The sequence below is a fragment of the Burkholderia cepacia genome, from assembly GCF_001039005.1.
GTDB lineage: Bacteria > Pseudomonadota > Gammaproteobacteria > Burkholderiales > Burkholderiaceae > Burkholderia > Burkholderia theae.
This window is the reverse complement of sequence record NZ_LDWR01000128.1, coordinates 17,195-37,616: the sequence shown is the minus strand read 5'-3', so window position 1 is coordinate 37,616 and position 20,422 is coordinate 17,195. Positions and strand designations below refer to the sequence as shown.

Genomic DNA, 20,422 nt, shown 5'->3' with positions numbered 1-20,422 from the left:
GAAGAAGATCAAGGACACGGGCATCGTGTCGCTGGGCATTCGCGAATCGTCGGTGCCGTTCTCGTATTCGGACAATCAGCAGAAAAACATCGGCTACTCGAGGGACATCTCGTCGCGCATCATCGACCAGTTGAAGACGGAGTTGAACCTGCCGAACCTCACGGTGAAGGAAATTCCGATCACGTCGCAGAACCGGATTCCGCTGCTGCAGAACGGGACGATCGATTTCGAATGTGGATCGACGACCAACACGCTCGAACGGCAGAAGCAGGCCGCGTTCTCGAACAGCATCTTTCTGTACGGGATCCGCTTCAGCACGCGCAAGGATTCGGGCGTGAAGGACTTCGCGGACCTGGCCGGCAAGACGGTCGCGACGACGGCCGGCACGTCGGACGAGCGCCTGCTGCGCAAGCTCAACGAAGAGAAGGCGATGAACATGACGATCATCAGCGCGAAGGATCACGCCGAAGCGTTCATGAACGTCACGACCGGGCGCGCGGTCGCGTTCGTGATGGACGAGCCGCTGCTGTACGGCGAGATCGCGAAGGATCGCAACCCGGGTGCGTATACGGTGGCGGGCACGCCGCTCGTCCACGAGAACTACGCGTGCATGATGCGCAGGGACGATCCCGCGTTCAAGCATGTCGTCGACGGCGTGATCGCGAAGCTGCAGACGTCGGGCGCGGCCGAGAAACTCTACAACCAGTGGTTCACGCAACCGATTCCGCCGAAGGGCGTGAGCCTCAACTATCCGTTGTCGGCGGAAATGAAGCAGCTGTTCAGGAATCCGACGGACCAGGCGCAGTATTGATGGTGTACTGATCGCGGTATCGCGACGAAAAACCGCCGGCGCATGCCGGCGGTGTCGAGGATGGGAGCGAGTGGCGCGCCATGCGCCATGCGCCGATTTTCGGCCCGCGTGCGGCCGGGGGCCTTGACGATCGAAATCGCCCCGGCACTAGCGCATTTCCGGATGTGCCGCAATCGGCATTCAACCTCGTCCGCGCCAGGGGAATCCTGTCACCTGACGCAACAACAGGCACAATACGCCATTCGCCACGACCGCACGCGTGTTCGCAATTCGAACATCGCGCGGCTGCGTCACCGCTGCCCGACATCCTTCCCAGTCGTCATGAACGCCACGCTCACCCCCGCGCGCGAGTCGAATTCGCCGCGCTTCCTGCTGTTCCTGATCTGCCTGTTCGCGTCCGCGGGTCAGCTCGCGATCGATATCTACGTGCCCGCGCTGCCCGATATGGCACGGTCGTTCGCGACGACGCCTCAGGCGATCCAGTCGAGCGTGTCCGGCTACATGGCGGCCTACGCGCTCGGCCAGCTGATCTTCGGCCCGATCGCCGACGCATACGGGCGCAAGCGCGTGCTTGCGTTCGGGCTCGTGATCTACACGATCGGCTGCCTGCTGTCGCTCGGCGCGCAGAACCTGGAGACCTTCGTGCTGGCGCGCTGCCTGCAGGGCTTCGGGATCGCGACCACCAACCTGCTCGCGAAGGCGATCATCACCGATTCGTTCTCCGGCCAGGCGCTGATGCACGCGTTCACGTACATGTCGATCGCGTGGGGGCTCGCGCCGATCATCGCGCCGGTGATCGGCGCGCACCTGCAGACGTGGTTCGGCTGGCGCGCCTGCCTCGTGTTCCTGCTCGTCTACTCGCTGGTGATGTGGGCGCTGCTGTGGCGCTATCGAGAAACCTTGCCGAAACCGGTGCATCTCGAACCGCGCACGCTGATGACGAATGCGGGCAAGGTACTGGCGAGCCCGGTGTTCCAGAGCTGTTTTCTCGCGCAGGGGCTGTGCTACAGCATCCTGCTCGTGTTCAACATCGTCGGGCCGTTCATGGTGCAGACCACGTTGCACAAGCCGCCGACCTTCTTCGGTTATCTCGCGCTCGGCATCGGGCTGATGTATTTCCTCGGCGGGCTGTCGAACCGGATTCACGGCCGCGGGCTGCCGAGCGCCGAGCAGCGGCTGCGCATCGGCGCGCGCGTGATGGCGGGCGCGTCGGTCGCGATGCTGGTGCTGGCGCTCACAGTCGGCCTGCGCGTGTGGACGCTCGCGACGCCGGTGCTCGTGATGGGCTTCTGCGCGGGCGCGATGTATCCGACGCTGATGGCCAAGGGCAATTCGCTGTTTCCGCATATCGCGGGCCTGACGAGCGCGATCCTCGGGTGCGCGCTGCTGCTCGTGTCGTCCGCGATGATGGGCCTGGCCGGCTTCGTGTCGATCCATGTGCTGACGCCGCTCGCGGTGTTCTTCGTCGCGCTATCGTTCATCGTCGTGTGGATGGTGACCAAGCTGCTGCGGTATCTGACGCAGCAGCAGGCCGCGCCGGTCGTGTGCGGGAGCGGGGAAGCCGCGTAAGCGTTTCGTTGAACGAACGCGGGCGACCGGCGCGGGCGACCGACGCGGGTGAACGGCCGCGCTTGCCGGACCACCCGCGCAATCCATCGCATCCGACCGAACCATGAGCCTGATCCTGCTGAACCGTGTCGCGCGCACCGACGCCGCTGACCTGATCGCCGCCAATCGCGCGAGCCGGAGCCACCATCTGCCGTGGGTCGATTCGTTCTCCGACCAGGCGGGATTCGACCAATGGTTCTCGCGCTGCCTGACGGGGCCGAATGTGGGCCTCGTCGCGCGCGAGCGGACGTCCGGGGCGGTAGCCGGTGTGGTGAACCTCAACGAGATCGTCGGCGGCGTGTTTCAGAGCGCGTATCTCGGCTACTACGGGATGGCGGAATTCAGCGGCAAGGGGCTGATGACGGACGCGCTGCGCGCGGCGATCGGCGTCGCGTTCGGCGAGCTCGGGCTGCATCGGCTCGAAGCGAACATCCAGCCCGGCAACCATGCGTCGATCGCGCTGGTTCGGCGGCTTGGTTTCCGGAAAGAGGGCTTTTCACCGCGCTATCTGCGCATCGGCGGCGAATGGCGCGACCACGAACGGTGGGCGCTGCTGGCCGACGATACGCGCGAAGCGGGCGCCTGACGCCCGATCGGTCCGCCTACAGCGGATGCGCGGTGCCCGCCTGCGTCAGCAGCGACACGGCAACCGGATCCGGCAGCCCGTTCGAATCGATCGCACCGGCCTTGGCCAGCGCGACGAGATCGCTGTCGACGCCCGGTTGCCCGACCAAGAACGACGTTGTCAGGAATGCCGGCGTAGCCAGCGTGAGCGCATAACGCTGCTGCAGATTCGTCACGACCGCCGATTGCGCGTCCTGCACCGCATTCGGGCTGTTCATCACCTGCTGGAAGTGCAGGTTGCCCTGGAAATTGCCGATCAACCCGGCCGTGTTCGTGCCGAGCTGCGCGGCGAGATAGACCAGCATCAGCTCGGTCTCGGGCGTCGTGTTGAAGGTGCCGCCAGCATACGCGAGCGAATGCAGGCTCGTGCCGCCCGACGTCACGGTGATCACGCACGGCAGAGCGGCATTGATCGTCAAGCTGTAGTTGCCGCCGCCGTCAGTCAGCGTCGTGGCCGAGCCCACCGCGCAACTGACCGCGACCGGCGCGCTCGCGAGCGCGTCGCCTGTGGCGGCCGTGCCCGACAGCGACACGGTTTGCGTGTTGTTGTTGAAGCAGACATCGACGCCGAAGCAGGCGTCGCCGTTGCAGGCCGGGAGCGCCGCGAGCGTGGCGACGCAGAGCGCGCCCAGTGCGGGGCGGGTGAAGTGCGTAGGGCGAATGTTCATGGTCGCGGGTGTCCGGGAGAAGGGAGCAACCGGTGTGCGCCCGGGGCAGCGGCGCTGTTCATATTCTAGGTTCCGGATCCGCGCGCTGCTTGTCCATTTGCGGGTCGGGCCGGAATCCTTTCAGTTCCGTTCGGAACGGGTCACGCCGGGCGTCGACCGACAACGTCGAGAGAGCGCATCGTTCCCGCCGGGCGGGCCGTCCGGCGGCGCGCGCCTTGCGGCAGCGCGGCGCGGTCGGCAAGCGGCCGGCCCAGGCGCTCAGGGCTTGCGTGCAGCCGTTTTCGCGAATGCGCCGCGCACCTCGAAGCCGATCGTATCCGCGACATTCCCGCGCGCGTCGACGAGTTCGAGCCGGTGCCGCCCCGGCCACGGCATCCATGCGATGCGGTCGGCATGCCCGATCACCTTGTCGTCGAGCCGCCACGCGAACTTCGTGGCGCGCCCGGCCGAGCGCTCGAACCAGATTCGCTGGTTCTTCGGCGGAATGTCCGGGTCGATCGCGAAGATCGTGCCGTCGGTCGGCGCGCCGATCGTCAGCGGCGCGCGCGCGCCGTCCTTGCCCGGCGTGACGGGCGCGGCGAGGCGGATCGTGTCGAGCGCCGTGCCCGCGATGAACCACTCGTTGCGCGCAGGCTCGATGTCGCGCTCGAACGTGATGCGGCGCGTCTCGACGCCGGCCGGCGCGCGCGGCGCACGGCTCGGCAGGTCGCGGTGCAGGTAGCCGACGACGGCCGACCACACGGGCGACGCGCCCGTGACGCCCGACACGTCCCACATCGGCGAGCCGTCCGCATTGCCGACCCACACGCCGACCGTGTAGCGCGACGTGAAGCCGACGGTCCAGTTGTCGCGCATGTCCTTGCTCGTACCGGTCTTGACCGCCGAGAAGAAGCGCGTCGCGAGCGGGTTGTCGAAGCCGAACGTGCGGACGCGCGCGTTGTTGTCGGAAAGGATGTCGGTGACGACGAAGCTGGCCGCTTCGCTGAACACGCGCGTGCCGCCGTCCGCATGCGCGGGCGCCGATGCAACGGACGCGCCGGACGCACCGGACGCACCGGACGCACCGGACGCCGGCGCGGGCAGGTCGACGATTTTGCGCGCGACGCCGCCGTTCGCGAGCGCGCGATACGCGTTGGTCAGCGACAGCAGCGTGACGTCGGCACTCCCGAGCGCGAGGCTGAAGCCGTAGTAGTCGCCTTCCTGCGCGAGCGGCAGGCCGAGCGCGGTCAGCGTGCGGGCGAAGCGGTGCGGCGTGACGAGCACGAGCGTGCGCACGGCCGGCACGTTCAGCGAGCCGCCGAGCGCGCTGCGCACGCTCACCCAGCCCTTGAAATCCTTGTCGTAGTTCTGCGGAATGTACAGGCCGCCGCCGGCGGCGAGGTTGATCGGCGCGTCGTCGAGCAGCGACGCGGCCGTCAGCCGCTTTTCGTCGAGCGCCTGCGCATAGAGGAACGGCTTGAGCGTCGAGCCGGCCTGGCGCGGCGCGAGCACGGCATCGACGTCGCGCGCGCTCGACAACGCACCCGACGATCCGACCCATGCGCGTATCTCGCCGGTCGCATTGTCGATCACGACGGCCGCGCCGTCCTGCACGTTGCGCCGGTGCGCGGGCGCGTTGAGTTCGGTCAGCGCGCGCACCAGCGTGTCGCGCGCGAAGCGCTGCAGCGGCGCATCGAGCGTCGTGCGAACCTGCGCGCCGGCCGCCGGCCTGACCTCGGCCGCGATGCGCCGCGCGAAGTGCGGGGCGAGGGCGGCGCCGTCGTCGCGCACGGCGTTGGCCGGGCGCGCGGTGACGAGCTGCACGTAGCCGTCGAGCGACGCGCATGCCTGCTCGGCATGCATGTCGTGCAGGATGCGGCACGCGCGCTCGGCGACCTTCGCGGGCGTCGCGTTGGGCGCGCGCACGAGCGCGGCCGCGATCGCGGCCTCGCGCGCGTCGAGGCCGGACGGCGCCTTGCCGAACAGTACCTGCGACAGCGCGCCGAGCCCGACCGTCTCGCCGCGGAACGGCACCAGATTCAGGTAGGCCTCGAGGATCTGGTCCTTGCGCCAGCCGCGTTCGAGCAGCAGCGCGTTCATCGCCTGCGTGGCCTTCTGCGGCAGCGAGCGCTGGCCCGAGCGGCGCGGCGAATCGCTGAGCAGCCCGGCGAGCTGCATCGTCACGGTCGATGCGCCGCGCGTGCGTTCGTTCCACAGGTTGCCCCACGCGGCGCCGGCGATGCCGCGCCAGTCGACGCCGCTGTGTTCGTAGAAACGCTTGTCCTCGGAAACGACGATCGCCTCGCGAAACGCGGGCGATACATCCGCGAGCGACACCCAGTCGCCGCGCCGTTCGGTGAGGTCGACGCGCGTGCGCTGCAGCGGCGTGCCGTCGCGCGCGAGCAGCACCCAGTCGGAACTGCGCCAGTTGCGGCGCACGTCGTCGTAGCCGGGCAGCGCATGCGCGACGAGCGGCGCGGCCAGCACCACGGCGACGATTACGCGGCCGGCGAAACGCGCCGGCCGCGGCAAGACCAGATCAATCATCACATGCTCACGACTTGCCCGCGTCGGCCGGCTTCACGGTCATCGGCGGGTTCGGCCACAGGCCGTAGACGGACGGCGCGTACAGCGCCTCGACGCGCGTCGGCGGCAGCCCGAACGTGCCGACGTTGTTCAGCCGCACCGTGTACTCGACCGAGAATTTGCCCTTCGGCAAGTAATCGTAGTACGCGCGATAACCGTCGAAGTCGCGCTCGATGAAGGCCGGCCACGCGCCGTTCGGCGTCTTCTCGCCCTGCGTCGCCGCTTCGGAATCGCGGCCGAGGCCCGAACCGAGGATCGTCGCGCCGGACGGGATCGGATCGTTGACGACGACCCACGTCATGTCGCTCTGCGCATCGATGTCGAGATGCACGCGCACGACGTCGCCGCGCGTCAGCACGCCCTTGACGGCAGGCGACACGGGCGTGACGGTCTTCGTGATCCGGTAGCCGGCCGCGAACGGCGCGCGCAGCGGCACGGCCGCGAGGCTCTCGATCGTCGCCCACGGGCGGCCCGTGCCGTCTTGCGTGACGGACAGCGTGGCCGGTGCCTGCGCGGCGCGCGGCCACGGCAGCATCACGCTGCGCGCGGCGGCGGCGCGGGTGGCCGCGGTGGCCGACGCCGGCGTGTCGGCGGGCGCCGGCGCCTGCGACCACGAGATCGAGCGCGCGTCGCCGCCGAGCACGACCTTCGTCGCGCCGGATACGGGTGTGCTCTCGTAGGTGCGCGAGAAGCGCTCGACCGCGAGCAGCCCGAGCGCGTTCGACGTCGTCGTCTGCCATGCGCCCTGGCGCTGCAGCGCGAGCAGGCCGGCCGTCACGCGCGGCATCTCGTCCTTCCACGCCGGGTCGCCCGCGAATTCCAGCGCGAGACGGGCTGCATTGGTCTCGTTGCTGGTCATCAGCCACCACAGGTCGTCGTCGCGCGCGGTCGAGAACACGAGCTGCGTGCCCTGGTACGTGAGGCGCGCCCGCAGGATCTGTTCGACCTGCGCGCGCTTCTCGTCGCGTTGCGGGATGTCCTTCACGCGCGTCAGGATCGCGTGATAGTCGATCACCGCCGACGTCGGCCACTGGTTCGGCGCGATCTCGATCGAGCCGAGCATGCGGCCCTGCGCGGCGCCGTAGCGCGACAGCGCCTCGATCGCGGCGAGCTTGCGCAGGTCGCGATCCTGGCGCGGCGCCCATGCGTTGCGCTCGATGCGGCCGTCGACGAAGCGCGCGAGCCCGGCTTCGAGCTGCGTACGCAGGTCTTCCGGCAGCGCGAAGCGCGGGTCGAGACGGCTTGCCTCGTCGGACACCACGAGCAGGTACGACGACAGCGTCGGGCTGCCGTAGTGCGAATCGTCGGACGACGGCGGGAAGTAGCTCGCGAGCCCGTCGCTGTCGAGGTAGACGGGCATGCGTGCCACCAGCGCCTGCCATTGCGCGGGGTCGTGCAGGCCGATTGCACGCGACGTCTGCTGTTCGAGGCAGCGGTACGGATAGCGCTCGAACCAGCGCTTCACGCCGGGGAGCCCGTCGGCGAGCTTCGACTGCAGCGACACGGCGATGCCGCCACGAGGCAAGCCTTGCGCGTTGTTTGCGGCGCCGGCCGGGGAGGCCACCGGCACCGTCAGCGTGCCGTCCACCTGCGCGAGCGTCGCCTGCTGCACGGTCACCGGCAGCGCGGGCACCACCTTCTGCGCCACCGCCAGCGCGTCGGACGCGCGCTTGCCGCCTTGCTCGGCCGCCTCGATGCGCCAGTTCAGCGCACCGGCCGCGTCGAGCGCCTGCTCGGGCACGGTGATCGTCCACGCGACCTCGGTCGCCGTATTGGCCGCGAGCGACACGGTTTGCGGCGCGACGTCGAGGCCGGTCACGCGCGGCGTCACGACGACCTGCATCGCGCGGTCGGTCGTGTTGCGCAGCGTGACCTGCGCGCGGAACGCGTCGCCTTCGCGCACGAGCGGCGGCAGGCCGGAGATCAACTGCAGATCCTGCGTGCTGCGGATCGACGTGCTGCCGGTGCCGAAACGGTCGGGGCCGACCGCCGCGATCGCGACGATCCTGAAGCGCGTGAGCGCGTCGTTCAGCGGCACCTCGACGGTCGCGCTGCCGTTCGCGTCGAGCGTCACGCGCGGATTCCACAGCAGCAGCGTGTCGAACAGCTCGCGCGTCGGCGCGCCGCCGCCGCCGCCGCCCGCTGGCACGGCCTTGCGACCGAAGTGGCGGCGGCCGACGATTTCCATCTGCGCGGTGGCCGTCTCGACGCCGTACGCGCGCCGGCGCAGCATCGCGTCGAGCAGGTCCCAGCTGTTGTTCGGCATCAGTTCGAGCAGCGCCTCGTCGACGGCCGCGACCGCGATCTGCGTGCCGGCCGGCGCGGGCTGGCCGTTCGGCAGCGTGACCTTCACGTGCGCCTGCGCCTTGCTGCGCACCGTGTAGCGCGTCGCGTCGGTCGTCACGGTCACGCCGAGACGGTGGACGCCCGTGCCGACCTTGATCTCGCCGAGGCCATAGCGGAACGCGGGCTTCGACAGGTCGACGAACGCGGTCGGCGCTTCATAGTGGCGGCCTTCGCGCCAGAACGCGCGCGCCCATTCGACCGGCGCTTTCCAGCCCCACGTGAAGAACGAGTACCACGGCACTTCGCGAATCCGGCCGCGCAGTGCGAGCACCGACACGTAGACGTTCGGCCCCCACGATTCGCCGACCTTCAGGTCGACGGTCGGGTTCTTGCCGTTCAGCTCGACGATGTGCGTTTCCATCACGCCGCCGCGTTCGACCGCAACCAGCGCGGTCGCATAGCGGAACGGCATCCGCACCTGGAAGCGGGCGGTTTCGCCCGGTTCATACGAGGTTTTTTCCGGGATCACGTCGATCCGGTCGGTGTTGTCGCCGCCGAACCAGAGTTCGTCCTCGCGCGTGACCCACACCGACGTCGAGGCGTTCGACGTGCGGCCGTCGCCGTCCTTCGCGACCGCAATCAGCTGGATGTTGCCGGCCTGTTCGAGCGTCGCGTCGCAGGCCATGCGGCCCTTGTCGTCGGTCTTGCCCGAGCACAGCACGCCGAGGTCGCGCGTGTCGCTCTTGTTGTCGTAGGCATAGAAGCCGCCGACCATCCGCTTGCGCGACGACGTCGTGATGTGCGCGACGCCCTTGATCTCGATCGGCACCGACGCACGCGGCTTGCCCTGCAGGTCGACTGCCAGCGCCTGCACGGGCACGCGCTGGCCGACCGACACCCAGCGGCCGGCCTTGATGCCGGCCACCACCGCGGCCGGCCACAGGATCGTGTCGCCGCGAATCGTCTGCACTTCGCCGTTTGGGTCCGCGAACGTCGCCTCGAGCGCGATGCGCTTCGGCGCGTCGACGTCGGGCAGGCCCTTGAGCGTGACGGTGCCCGCGCCGTTGCGGTCGAGCGTCAGCGGCAGCTTGTCGGCGATCAGCTTCGTCGCGTCGGGATCATTGTTCGACGCCGACGTGTTGTCGCCGTCCTGCGAATCGTCGTCGGCGTTGCCGTCGCTCTTGTCGGGGCGATACGGCGTGAAGCTGAAATCCTCGAAGCGATCCGCGAACGGCGGCGACGCCCACTTCATCAGCGCCGACACCTGCACGGGCAGGTTCGATGCGCCGCCGCCCGACACGTAGTCGATCTGCACCGCGAGCGGCGCTTCCTTGATGGCGACGAGCGGGCTCTTCTGCGCGTCGCGCGCGCCGATCGACCCCTTCAGCACCGGCAGGCGGAACGCTTCGACGCGGAAGCTGCCGCTGTAATAGGTGGCGGTCGGCGCGTCTTCCGGGCCGCCTTCGAGTTCGACGCTGTATTCGCCGAGCTTCGCGGCGGGCGGCAGCGTGAACTGCGTGTCCGCGCTGTGGTCGGCGGCCCACGTGAGCGGCAGCTTGTACGTCTGGCCCGTGCCGAGATGGCGGATCGTCACGCGCGTCGGGTATTGCGACGGGAACGCGAGGCTCTGCAGCGTCTCGGTGCGGATGAAATGCTTCATCGACACGGTTTCGCCCGCGCGCAGCAGCGTGCGGTCGAACACCGTGTGCGCGCGCACGGTCGGCGCGCTGTCGGTGTCGGTCGGCACGTTGAAGCGCCACGATTCGATCCCGCGGTTCCAGCCCGAGCTGACGAACGCCATGTCGGGGCCCGTCTTCGGATCGTCGACGCGTGCCGACACGAAGTAGTCGTCGAAGCGTTCGGACGAACTGCATTCGTGCTTCGGCTCGAACGGCCCGTCGATCTTCAGCAGGCCCTGCGCGTCGGTCTTGCCGGCCGCGATCTCGTCGCCGTTGCAGTCCGACACGCGGATCTGCGCATTCGGCACGGGCTTGCCCTTGTCGAGCGTCGTGACCCACACGAGGTTGTTCTCGCGACCCTGTTTCAGGTGCACGCCGAGGTTCGTGACGAGCATGGTGGTGCGCACATACATGCTCGACGGCTTCGCGAGCAGCGAGCGGCCGAGCGCGGGCGACGCGAGTTCGAGCACGTAGAAGCCGGGCTTGTCGATCGGCACGCCGACGATCTCGAACGGGCGCAGCGTCTTCGGGTCGGCCTGCGGCAGCGTCAGTGCCTGCGCGCCGGGCTCGCCCTTGAGCAGCGACAGCGAGCGCACGTCGATGCGGCGATCCTTCGCCGCGGGCTGCTTTTCGCCGGCCTGGAGCGGCACGTAGACCGGGTGCTGGCCCTTGCGCTCCAGCAGGCCGGGAATCTGGCTGTCGATCGAACCGGCCGTCATCGACCAGTTGTCGAAGCGGTCGACGGTGCGCATCCACTGGCGGATCGCGGTGTCGTTCTCGACCTTCAGGTTCGCGAATTGCGCGCCGCCCGCGTTGAGGCCCGCGATATGCAGGTCGGCCTCGACGTTGCGCAGCGTGACGGGCACGAGCGCGGGCGTATCGGGTTCGGCGAAGCGCTCGATGATCCCGAAGGTGCCCGACGAGAATTTCGCCAGCGGCGGCATCGGCGCGGTGCGCGTCGCGAGCGGGAACAGGTCGGCGTTGGACAGTGCGCGGTCGGTCACGTCGCGCAGGCCCGACGGCAGTTCGATCGTCAGGCCGGCCTGCGCGGGCAGCGGCGGGTTGAACGTGACGGTCGTCACTTCCTCGCTGTGGTCGTCGGCCGCGAAGGTCGGCGACAGCGAGCCGTCGGGGCCGCGCACCTTGATCGCCTCGGCGTTCTTGCGCGAGATCGGTGCGTTGAACGACAGCGTGAGCGGGCGCAGCGGCGTGCATGGCGCCTTTGCATTCTCGCGTTCGCACGAGAAGCTCGCGGCGAACGGCGCGCGCACGGTGAAATCGAAGCGTCGTTCGGTTTCGTTCGCGATGCCGCTCGGGCTCGCGACCCCCTTGCCGTACACGAGCTGCATCTTCGCGCTGGCCGGCAGCGCCTGCGCGCACGACAGCGTCAGCACGCGCGCGGCATCCTTCTTCAGCCCGAAATGGTCGAGTAGAGCGTTGCGCGTATCGTCATCGGCGGCCGTGACGGGGATGCGGTTGCCGATGCCGGCCGCTTCGCACCAGATGTTCGCGAGCGCCGAGCGCGGTTCGGCCGGGCCGTTCAGCTTCATCACGAAGACCTGCCGTTCCTCGATCTCGCGCGAGCCGGGGCGCACGTTCACCGGGAACGGGCCGCCCGTCTGGAACGTGAAGCGGCGCGGGCCGCTGGCCGCGTTGCCGGCGACCGAGCGCAGCGTATCGTTGAGCGCGACCGAGCAGCGCACGCCGGGCGGCAGGTCGTTTTCGAAATCGTAAACCCAGGTCTTGTCGTCGAGCCAGTGGCCCTGGCCGCGTGCGGCGGTGGAATCGTTGCAGGTCACGCGCGCGGGATTCGGCGCGGAGGCCGAGCCGAACGCGACCATCGGTTCGTCGAACTTGACGACGCTTTGCCGGACTTCGGTGACGGTGCCTTGCGGCGATACGCTCACCGTGCGCGCCGCGAGCGCATGCAGTGACAGGGCCGCGGCACCGCCGAGCGCCGCGACGGCGCCGAGGCGCCAGACGAGCCGGGTGGTGTGGTTGGTTCGCTTCGCTTTGTTCTGTTTGTCGTGCTGCTTCATCGCTCGATCGCCCTCTGAGGGAAGCTTTCTGTTTGATTGCACGCGATTCTAACCGACGGTCATGCGCACGCATCGTCGCGCGCAGTCGCAGTATGTCGCCGGCCTGCGACACCCGCGCGTCCGCCGCAATTTTGTCGCGTCAGCGACACAAAAAAGCAGCGAAATGTCGATTGTCTCGGATTGCGGAACATTTAATGGACTATAAAAAGATTGTTCGATCCGATTTGAGCGCGTACATTTCAGGTCCGCGCCAATGTTTGAGAAATATCAAGCGTGGTTTTCCCGAATCCGGTGTTCGAGAGAAGGAAACATGCACAACGACAACACCCCCCACTCGCGTCGCAACGGCGACGCAACCGCAACCGGCATCACGCGGCGTCAATGGCTGCAGGGCGCACTGGCGCTGACGGCGGCGGGCCTCACGGGCTCGCTGGCGTTGCGGGCCCTGGCCGATGATCCCGGCACCGCGCCGCTCGATACGTTCATGACGCTTTCCGAAGCATTGACCGGCAAGAAGGGGCTGAGCCGCGTGCTCGGCCAGCGCTTCCTGCAGGCATTGCAGAAGGGTTCGTTCAAGACGGCCGACAGCTTGCCGCAACTCGCCGGCGCACTCGCGTCCGGCTCGCTGAATCCCGATCAGGAAGCGCTCGCGCTGAAGATTCTCGAAGCGTGGTATCTCGGCATCGTCGACAACGTCGTGATTACCTACGAAGAAGCATTAATGTTCAGCGTCGTATCCGATACGCTCGTGATCCCTTCGTATTGCCCCAACAAACCCGGCTTCTGGGCCGAAAAACCGATCGAGAGGCAAGCCTGATGGCGGATACCGATACGCAAAAGGCCGACGTCGTCGTCGTCGGATCGGGTGTCGCAGGCGCGATCGTTGCACACCAGCTCGCGATGGCGGGCAAGTCGGTGATCCTGCTGGAAGCCGGCCCGCGCATGCCGCGCTGGGAAATCGTCGAGCGCTTTCGCAACCAGCCCGACAAGACGGACTTCATGGCGCCGTACCCGTCGAGCGCGTGGGCGCCGCATCCGGAATACGGCCCGCCGAACGACTACCTGATCCTGAAGGGCGAGCACAAGTTCAACTCGCAGTACATCCGCGCGGTGGGCGGCACGACGTGGCACTGGGCCGCGTCGGCGTGGCGTTTCATCCCGAACGACTTCAAGATGAAGACGGTGTACGGCGTCGGCCGCGACTGGCCGATCCAGTACGACGACCTCGAGCATTATTACCAGCGTGCCGAGGAAGAACTCGGCGTGTGGGGCCCGGGCCCCGAGGAAGATCTTTACTCGCCGCGCAAGGCGCCGTACCCGATGCCGCCGCTGCCGTTGTCGTTCAACGAGCAGACGATCAAGAGCGCGCTCAACGGTTATGACCCGAAGTTCCACGTGGTGACCGAGCCGGTCGCGCGCAACAGCCGCCCGTACGACGGCCGGCCAACCTGTTGCGGGAACAACAATTGCATGCCGATCTGTCCGATCGGCGCGATGTACAACGGCATCGTGCACGTCGAGAAGGCCGAGCAGGCCGGCGCGAAGCTGATCGAGAACGCGGTCGTCTACAAGCTCGAAACCGGGCCGGACAAGCGCATCACCGCCGCGGTCTACAAGGACAAGTCGGGCGCCGACCATCGCGTCGAAGGCAAGTACTTCGTGGTGGCCGCGAACGGCATCGAGACGCCGAAGATCCTGCTGATGTCGGCGAACCGCGATTTCCCGAACGGCGTCGCGAACAGCTCCGACATGGTCGGCCGCAACCTGATGGACCACCCGGGCACCGGCGTGTCGTTCTACGCGAACGACAAGCTGTGGCCGGGCCGCGGCCCGCAGGAGATGACGTCGCTGATCGGTTTCCGCGACGGCCCGTTCCGCGCGACCGAAGCCGCGAAGAAGATCCACCTGTCGAACATGTCGCGCATCAACCAGGAGACGCAGAAGATCCTCAAGGGCGGCAAGCTGATGAAGCCCGAGGAGCTCGATGCGCAGATCCGCGACCGCTCCGCGCGCTTCGTCGAGTTCGACTGCTTCCACGAAATCCTGCCGCAACCCGAGAACCGCATCGTGCCGAGCAAGACGGCCACCGACGCGATCGGCATCCCGCGCCCCGAGATCACGTACGCGATCGACGATTACGTGAAGCGCGGCGCCGTGCACACGCGCGAGGTCTACGCGACGGCCGCGAAGGTGCTGGGCGGTACCGAAGTCGTCTTCAACGACGAGTTCGCGCCGAACAACCACATCACGGGCGCGACGATCATGGGCGCGGATGCACGCGACTCGGTCGTCGACAAGGACTGCCGCACGTTCGACCATCCGAACCTGTTCATCTCGAGCAGCTCGACGATGCCGACCGTCGGTACGGTGAACGTGACGCTGACGATCGCGGCGCTCGCGCTGCGGATGTCGGACACGCTGAAGAAGGAAGTCTGACCGTGCGGAAATCTACTCTCACCTTCCTCGTCGCCGGCTGCCTCGCGCTGCCGGGTCTCGCACGCGCGGCCGACGCGGCCGATCCGGCGCTGGTCAAGCGCGGCGAATACCTCGCGATCGCGGGCGACTGCATGGCGTGCCACACCGCGAAGGGCGGCAAGCCGTTCGCGGGCGGCCTCGGGATGCCGGTGCCGATGCTCGGCAAGATCTACTCGAGCAACATCACGCCCGATCCCGATACGGGCATCGGCAACTGGACGTTCGACGACTTCGAGCGCGCGGTGCGTCACGGCGTGTCGAAGAACGGCGACAACCTGTACCCGGCGATGCCGTACGTGTCGTACGCGAAGATCAACGACGACGACGTGCAGGCGCTGTACGCGTACTTCATGCACGGCGTCGAACCGGTCAAGCAGGCGCCGCCGAAGAACGAGATCCCCGCGCTGCTGAGCATGCGCTGGCCGCTGAAGATCTGGAACTGGCTGTTCCTGAAGGATGGCGCGTACGAGCCGAAGCCGGCGCAAAGCGCCGAGTGGAACCGCGGCGCGTATCTCGTGCAGGGCCTCGCGCACTGCAGCACGTGCCACACGCCGCGCGGCATCGCGTTGCAGGAGAAGTCGCTCGACGAGACGGGCGGCAGCTTCCTGTCGGGCTCGGTGCTCGCGGGCTGGGACGGCTACAACATCACGTCCGACCCGAATGCGGGGATCGGCGGCTGGACGCAGCAGCAGCTCGTCCAGTACCTGCGCACCGGCAGCGTGCCGGGTGTCGCGCAGGCCGCCGGTCCGATGGCCGAGGCGGTCGAGCACAGCTTCTCGAAGATGACGGAATCCGACATCGGCGCGATCTCGACGTACATCCGCACGGTGCCGGCGGTTGCCAGCGGCGACGCGAAGCAGTCGCGCTCGTCGTGGGGCAAGCCGGCCGAGGACGGCCTGAAGCTGCGCGGCGTCGCGCTCGCATCGTCCGGCATCGATCCCGCGCGGCTGTATCTCGGCAACTGTGCGACCTGCCATCAGATGCAGGGCAAGGGCACGCCGGACGGTTATTACCCGTCGCTGTTCCACAACTCGACGGTCGGCGCGTCGAATCCGACCAACCTCGTGCAGGTGATCCTGAACGGCGTGCAGCGCAAGGCCGGCAGCGAGGATGTCGGCATGCCGGCGTTCCGCTACGAGCTGTCGGATGCGCAGATCGCCGCGCTGACGAACTACCTGACCGGGCAGTTCGGCAATCCGGCCGCGAAGGTGACCGAGCAGGACGTCGCGAAGCTGCGTTGACGCGGCGCGCGACGACGCGGCAGGGCAATATCGAAGAAGAGCGGCATCGAACAAGAGGAGGAGCACAGCACATCGGGCGGACCCCGATGCCGGTTGTTGCAGAGCGGGGCGGGCAGCGCAGGCGGCGGCCCGTCCCGGTTCACTGGCAATCCGGTGCGCCAGCCGCGCATCGTTTTCGTTGATCGACACCATGACACCGAATCAACCGTTTCTCGCGTCCCAACGCGATGTGCTGCTGCTGCTTTCCCGCATCCTCCTCGTGATCCTGTTCGTGATGTTCGGCTGGAAGAAGATCATCGACTTCCCCGGTACCATCGCGTTCATGGGCTCGGAAGGCGCGCCCGCGCCGATCATGTCCGCCGCGATCTCCGTCGTGATGGAGCTGTTCGTCGGGATCGCGATCCTGGTCGGCTTCCAGACGCGCGCACTTGCGTTGCTGCTTGCGCTGTATACGATCGGCACCGGTATCATCGGCCACCACTACTGGACGATGACGGGCGGCGAGCAGATCAACAACATGATTCATTTCTACAAGAACATCGCGATCTCGGGCGGCCTGCTCGCGCTCTGCGCAGCGGGCCCCGGGCGTTTTTCGATCGATCGCGGATAAACAGACCCTGGGCGCGCGCATGGGGCACGCGTCGGATGGTCGAGATTCCGAGGGGGCATCATTTTGCGACTCAAACATTTCGCATGGCTGATTGCGGCCGCCACGCCGGCGGCCGCTTTCGCACAAACGAGCGTCACGCTGTACGGCCGTGTCGACGGCGGCATCGAGTACCTGAACCACATCGCGACGCCGAACGGCAGCAAGTCGCGCTGGGCCGCGGAAAGCGGCGACTGGGGCACCAGCATGTTCGGCCTGAAGGGCATCGAGGATCTGGGCGGCGGGCTGTCGACGGTCTTCGATCTCGAAACCGCGTTCCAGGTGATGAACGGCCAGACGGGCGGCGGACGCATGTGGTCGCGGCGCGCGTATGTCGGCCTGAAGAGCAATACGTGGGGCCAGCTGCAGGCCGGCCGTAACCTGTTCATCGACAGCGACGGCGTGTGGGAATTCGATCCGTTCGTGCAGCAGGCGTTTTCGTCCGCGTCGCTCGTGCGCGGCCGCAACTGGCAGCAGACCAGCAACAACATCGAATATCACAGCCCGGTGATCGGCGGTTTCGACGTGCAGGCGCAATACGCGTTCGGCAACCAGTCGCGCGGTTTCAACTACGGCGCGGCCGACGATTTCGGCCGCTCGGACGGGATCATGATCTCGTACCACTCGCCGCTGCTCGACGTGCGCGGCATCTACGACGAGCTGCGCGACAACAACGGCAAGTTCAGCAACATCTTCACCGCGTCGCGCGAGTACTTCGTCGGCGCGAACGTGAAGGTGTCGAAGTTCAAGATCCAGGGCGCCTATACGCACTATCAGGCGCCGGACAGCCCGGCCGGTGTCGCCGATCGCGCCGATCACTACTGGCTCGGCGCGACCTACACCGCGACGCCGCAGTGGGCCGTGACGGGCGGCGGGTACTACGTGAAGGTCGGCGACGGCGGCGGCGATGCGTCGCACGATCCGTCGGGCCACGCGATGATGTATGTGCTCGGCACCACGTACAACCTGTCGAAGCGCACGTTCCTGTACGGCACGGTCGCGTACGTACGCAACGGCGGCAACTCGAACTTCTCGCTGCTCGCGACGCCGCGCGATGCGACGTCGGGCACGAGCCCGCTGACGGGCGAGTCGCAGACGGGTGCGTATGTGGGGATGATGCATACGTTCTGAGCGCGAGCGGCGCCAGATGTGCAAAAGGCACGGGGCGTCGAACCCGTGCCTTTTTCGTTGACGGCGCGCGGCTGCCGGCCGCATCGACCGTCGTTCAGTCGAGTGCCTTCCCGGCCTTTTCGTCCATGCAGCGGATGGCGAGCAGCGTGCACGCGCCGCAGCCGATCGCATACCACGCGGGCGCATTCGGGTTGCCGGTCGCCGCGATCAGCCACGTGACGAAGAACTGCGCGAAGCCGCCGAAGATCGCGACGCCGACGCTGTACACGAGCGCGCCGCCGGTCGCGCGCACCGCACGCGGAAACAGTTCGCCGAGCACCGCGCCGGTCGCGCCGACATTGATCGCATGCACGATCGACAGCGCCGCGATGATCGACAGCAGCGACGCGGCGCCCGGCCAGCGGTTCAGCGCGATGAACGCCGGATACACCGCGACCATCAGCACGATGCGGGTCCACCAGATGATCCGGTTGCGCCCGTAGACATCGGACAGATGGCCGCCGATCGGCGTCACCAGCATCAGGATCGCGCCGGCGACGCAGCCGGCCGTCATCGACAGCCAGGTCGGCAGGTGCAGCACCTGCACGCCGTAGATCGCCATGTAGAACACGATGATGTAGTGGATCGACGTGCCGCCGATCGTCACGCCGAGCCCCGCGAACACGGCCTTGCCGTGATGGCGCAGCACGTCGGCGAGCGGCAGCGACGCGACCGGCTCGTCATGCGCGGCGGCGGGCGCGGCAGCCGGCACTTCCTCGACGGTGCGGCGCAGCCAGTAGCCGAGCGGCACGAACAGCGTGCCGATGATGAACGGCACGCGCCAGCCCCAGCTTTCGAGCTGCGCGGCAGTCAGCGTCGACGTCAGCGCGACGCCGGTGAGCGCGCCCGCGAGCGCGGCAAGCCCCTGGCTCGAGAACTGGAACGACGCATAGAAGCCGCGCCGATGCTGCGGCGCCTGTTCGAGCAGCAGCGTGGTCGACGCGCCGACTTCGCCGCCCGACGCGAACCCTTGCAGCAGGCGCGCGAGCACGAGCAGCAGCGGCGCGGCGATGCCGACCTGCGCGAAGGTCGGCGCGACCGCGATCGTTGCGGTGCCAAGCGCCATCAGCAGCAGCGTCAGGATCATGGCCTTCTTGCGACCGGCGCGGTCGGCGTACATGCCGATCACGAGCCCGCCGAGCGGACGCGTGACGAAGCCGACGCCAAAGCTCGCGACCGCGAGCATCAGCTGCCCGAACGACGAATGCACGGGAAAGAACAGCTTGCCGATCAGGATTGCGAAGAAGCTGTAGACCGTGAAGTCGTAGAACTCGAGCGCGTTGCCGACGGCGGCGGCGGCGATCAGCCGGCGCTTTTTCGCGGCGGCGTGTGTATCGGGCGGCGTGCCGGCGAGCGAAAGGGCAGACGTTTCCATGGGGTTCCCCCGGTAAGCGCGAAACTGCGTGGTGAAGGGCCGTCAGGCCGCGAGCCAGGCTTCGGCGACGCGAACCCAGTAGCTCGCGCCGATCGCGAGGATGTCGTCGTTGAAGTCGTAGCCGGGGTTGTGCACCATGCAGCCGCCCTTGCTGCCGATCCCGTTGCCGATGAACGCGTAGCAGCCGGGCGTGCTTCGAGCATGAACGCGAAATCCTCGCTGCCCATCAGCGGCGCGGCGTCGGTTTCGACGCGTTCGGCACCGAGCATCTGGCGCGCGATGTCCGCCGCGAATGCGGTCGGTTCCGCGTGATTGACGAGCACCGGGTAGCCGTAGTCGTAGTCGACTTCCGCCGTGATGCCGAAGCTTTCGGCCTGGCCTTTCACGAGCGCTTCGATGCGGCGCGCGAGCAGCGCGCGCACGTCGGCGTTCAGCGCGCGCACCGACAGCTTCATCACGACGGTTTCGGGAATGATGTTGAACGTCTCGCCGGCCTGCACGCTGCCGACCGTGATCACGGCCGCATGCTGCGCGTCGACCTCGCGCGCGACGATCGTCTGCAGCGCGACCATGATGCTGCCCGCGGCCGACATCGGATCGCGCGCGAAGTGCGGCATCGCGCCGTGGCCGCCGACACCGCGCAGCGTGATCGTCACGCGGTCGGCCGACGCCATCGCGGCGCCGGTGCGGAACGCCATGTCGCCGGCCGCGCGGCCCGGCATGTTGTGGATCGCGAAGATCGCGTCGCACGGGAAGCGATCGAACAGGCCGTCGTCCATCATCGACTTCGCGCCGCCGAAGTTTTCCTCGGCCGGCTGGAAGATCAGGTTCAGCGTGCCGGAGAACTGGCGCGTCGCCGCGAGGTGGCGCGCCGCGCACAGCAGCATCGCGGTGTGACCGTCGTGGCCGCATGCATGCATCTTGTTCGCATGGCGGCTCGCGTACGGCAGGCCCGTGGCTTCGGCGAGCGGCAGCGCGTCCATGTCGGCGCGCAGTCCGACGGTGCGCGTGCCTTGTCCTTCGCGCAGCACGCCGACGACGCCCGTCTTGCCGATGCCGCGATGCACTTCGTAACCCCAGCCGGCGAGCAACTCGGCAACGAGATCGCTCGTGAGCGTCTCTTCGAACGCGAGTTCGGGATGCGCGTGGATGCGGCGGCGCACCTCGACCAGCTCGGGGGCGATCGCGGCGATGCCGGGGATGACGGGGTTCACGGCTTGCAGCATGGTCTCTCC

At 67.8% G+C, this 20,422-nt stretch carries 12 protein-coding genes and 1 pseudogene; 8 read left to right on the top strand and 5 right to left on the bottom strand.

Annotated elements, in window-relative coordinates; genetic code table 11:
• The 3 genes from VL15_RS38525 to VL15_RS38515 all read left to right on the top strand — a co-directional run.
• The coding region (locus VL15_RS38525) for a glutamate/aspartate ABC transporter substrate-binding protein (RefSeq protein WP_048252134.1) at positions 1 to 811 on the top strand (811 nt) is incomplete at its 5' end.
• A 321-nt stretch (positions 812 to 1,132) separates the two neighbouring features.
• On the top strand, positions 1,133 to 2,380 hold the full coding sequence (locus tag VL15_RS38520) for a multidrug effflux MFS transporter (protein WP_048252133.1): 1,248 nt from the start codon (positions 1,133 to 1,135) through the stop codon (positions 2,378 to 2,380).
• A gap of 103 nt (positions 2,381 to 2,483) precedes the next feature.
• On the top strand, positions 2,484 to 3,005 hold the full coding sequence (locus tag VL15_RS38515; protein ID WP_048252132.1) for a GNAT family N-acetyltransferase: 522 nt from the start codon (positions 2,484 to 2,486) through the stop codon (positions 3,003 to 3,005).
• A 16-nt stretch (positions 3,006 to 3,021) separates the two neighbouring features.
• Here the strand turns inward: VL15_RS38515 and VL15_RS38510 are convergent, their stop codons facing one another.
• From VL15_RS38510 to VL15_RS38500, 3 genes are all read right to left on the bottom strand, one after another.
• Complete coding sequence (locus VL15_RS38510; protein WP_048252131.1) at positions 3,022 to 3,711, bottom strand: hypothetical protein; 690 nt, start codon at positions 3,709 to 3,711, stop codon at positions 3,022 to 3,024.
• Between the two features lie 258 nt (positions 3,712 to 3,969).
• Entirely contained in the window at positions 3,970 to 6,237 is a 2,268-nt protein-coding gene (gene pbpC, locus VL15_RS38505; RefSeq protein WP_048252130.1) for a penicillin-binding protein 1C, read from the bottom strand.
• A 7-nt stretch (positions 6,238 to 6,244) separates the two neighbouring features.
• Complete coding sequence (locus VL15_RS38500; RefSeq protein WP_048252129.1) at positions 6,245 to 12,280, bottom strand: alpha-2-macroglobulin family protein; 6,036 nt, start codon at positions 12,278 to 12,280, stop codon at positions 6,245 to 6,247.
• A gap of 310 nt (positions 12,281 to 12,590) precedes the next feature.
• On the opposite strand from VL15_RS38500, the gene VL15_RS38495 reads away from it, so the two are divergent.
• The 5 genes from VL15_RS38495 to VL15_RS38475 all read left to right on the top strand — a co-directional run bounded on the left by VL15_RS38495 (position 12,591) and on the right by VL15_RS38475 (position 17,773).
• Entirely contained in the window at positions 12,591 to 13,097 is a 507-nt protein-coding gene (locus VL15_RS38495) for a sugar dehydrogenase complex small subunit (RefSeq protein WP_048252128.1), read from the top strand.
• Entirely contained in the window at positions 13,097 to 14,716 is a 1,620-nt protein-coding gene (locus VL15_RS38490) for a GMC family oxidoreductase (RefSeq protein WP_048252127.1), read from the top strand. Before VL15_RS38495 ends, VL15_RS38490 begins: the two co-directional genes overlap by 1 nt.
• 2 nt (positions 14,717 to 14,718) lie before the next feature.
• Positions 14,719 to 15,996, top strand: coding sequence for a cytochrome c (locus VL15_RS38485; protein ID WP_048252126.1), 1,278 nt, complete (start codon positions 14,719 to 14,721; stop codon positions 15,994 to 15,996).
• 190 nt (positions 15,997 to 16,186) lie between these two features.
• Positions 16,187 to 16,606 carry a DoxX family protein gene (locus VL15_RS38480; RefSeq protein WP_048252135.1) on the top strand — a complete coding sequence of 140 codons (420 nt, stop codon included), beginning with the start codon at positions 16,187 to 16,189 and terminating at the stop codon, positions 16,604 to 16,606.
• A 63-nt stretch (positions 16,607 to 16,669) separates the two neighbouring features.
• Entirely contained in the window at positions 16,670 to 17,773 is a 1,104-nt protein-coding gene (locus VL15_RS38475; RefSeq protein ID WP_048252125.1) for a porin, read from the top strand.
• A 94-nt stretch (positions 17,774 to 17,867) separates the two neighbouring features.
• On the opposite strand, the gene VL15_RS38470 is transcribed toward VL15_RS38475, so the two are convergent.
• Together VL15_RS38470 and VL15_RS38465 are read right to left on the bottom strand one after the other, a co-directional pair.
• Positions 17,868 to 19,187: an MFS transporter gene (locus VL15_RS38470; RefSeq protein ID WP_048252124.1), complete on the bottom strand. Its 1,320-nt coding sequence runs from the start codon at positions 19,185 to 19,187 to the stop codon at positions 17,868 to 17,870.
• A 42-nt stretch (positions 19,188 to 19,229) separates the two neighbouring features.
• A pseudogene (locus tag VL15_RS38465) lies at positions 19,230 to 20,413 on the bottom strand (M20 aminoacylase family protein).
• Positions 20,414 to 20,422 lie beyond the last annotated feature (9 nt).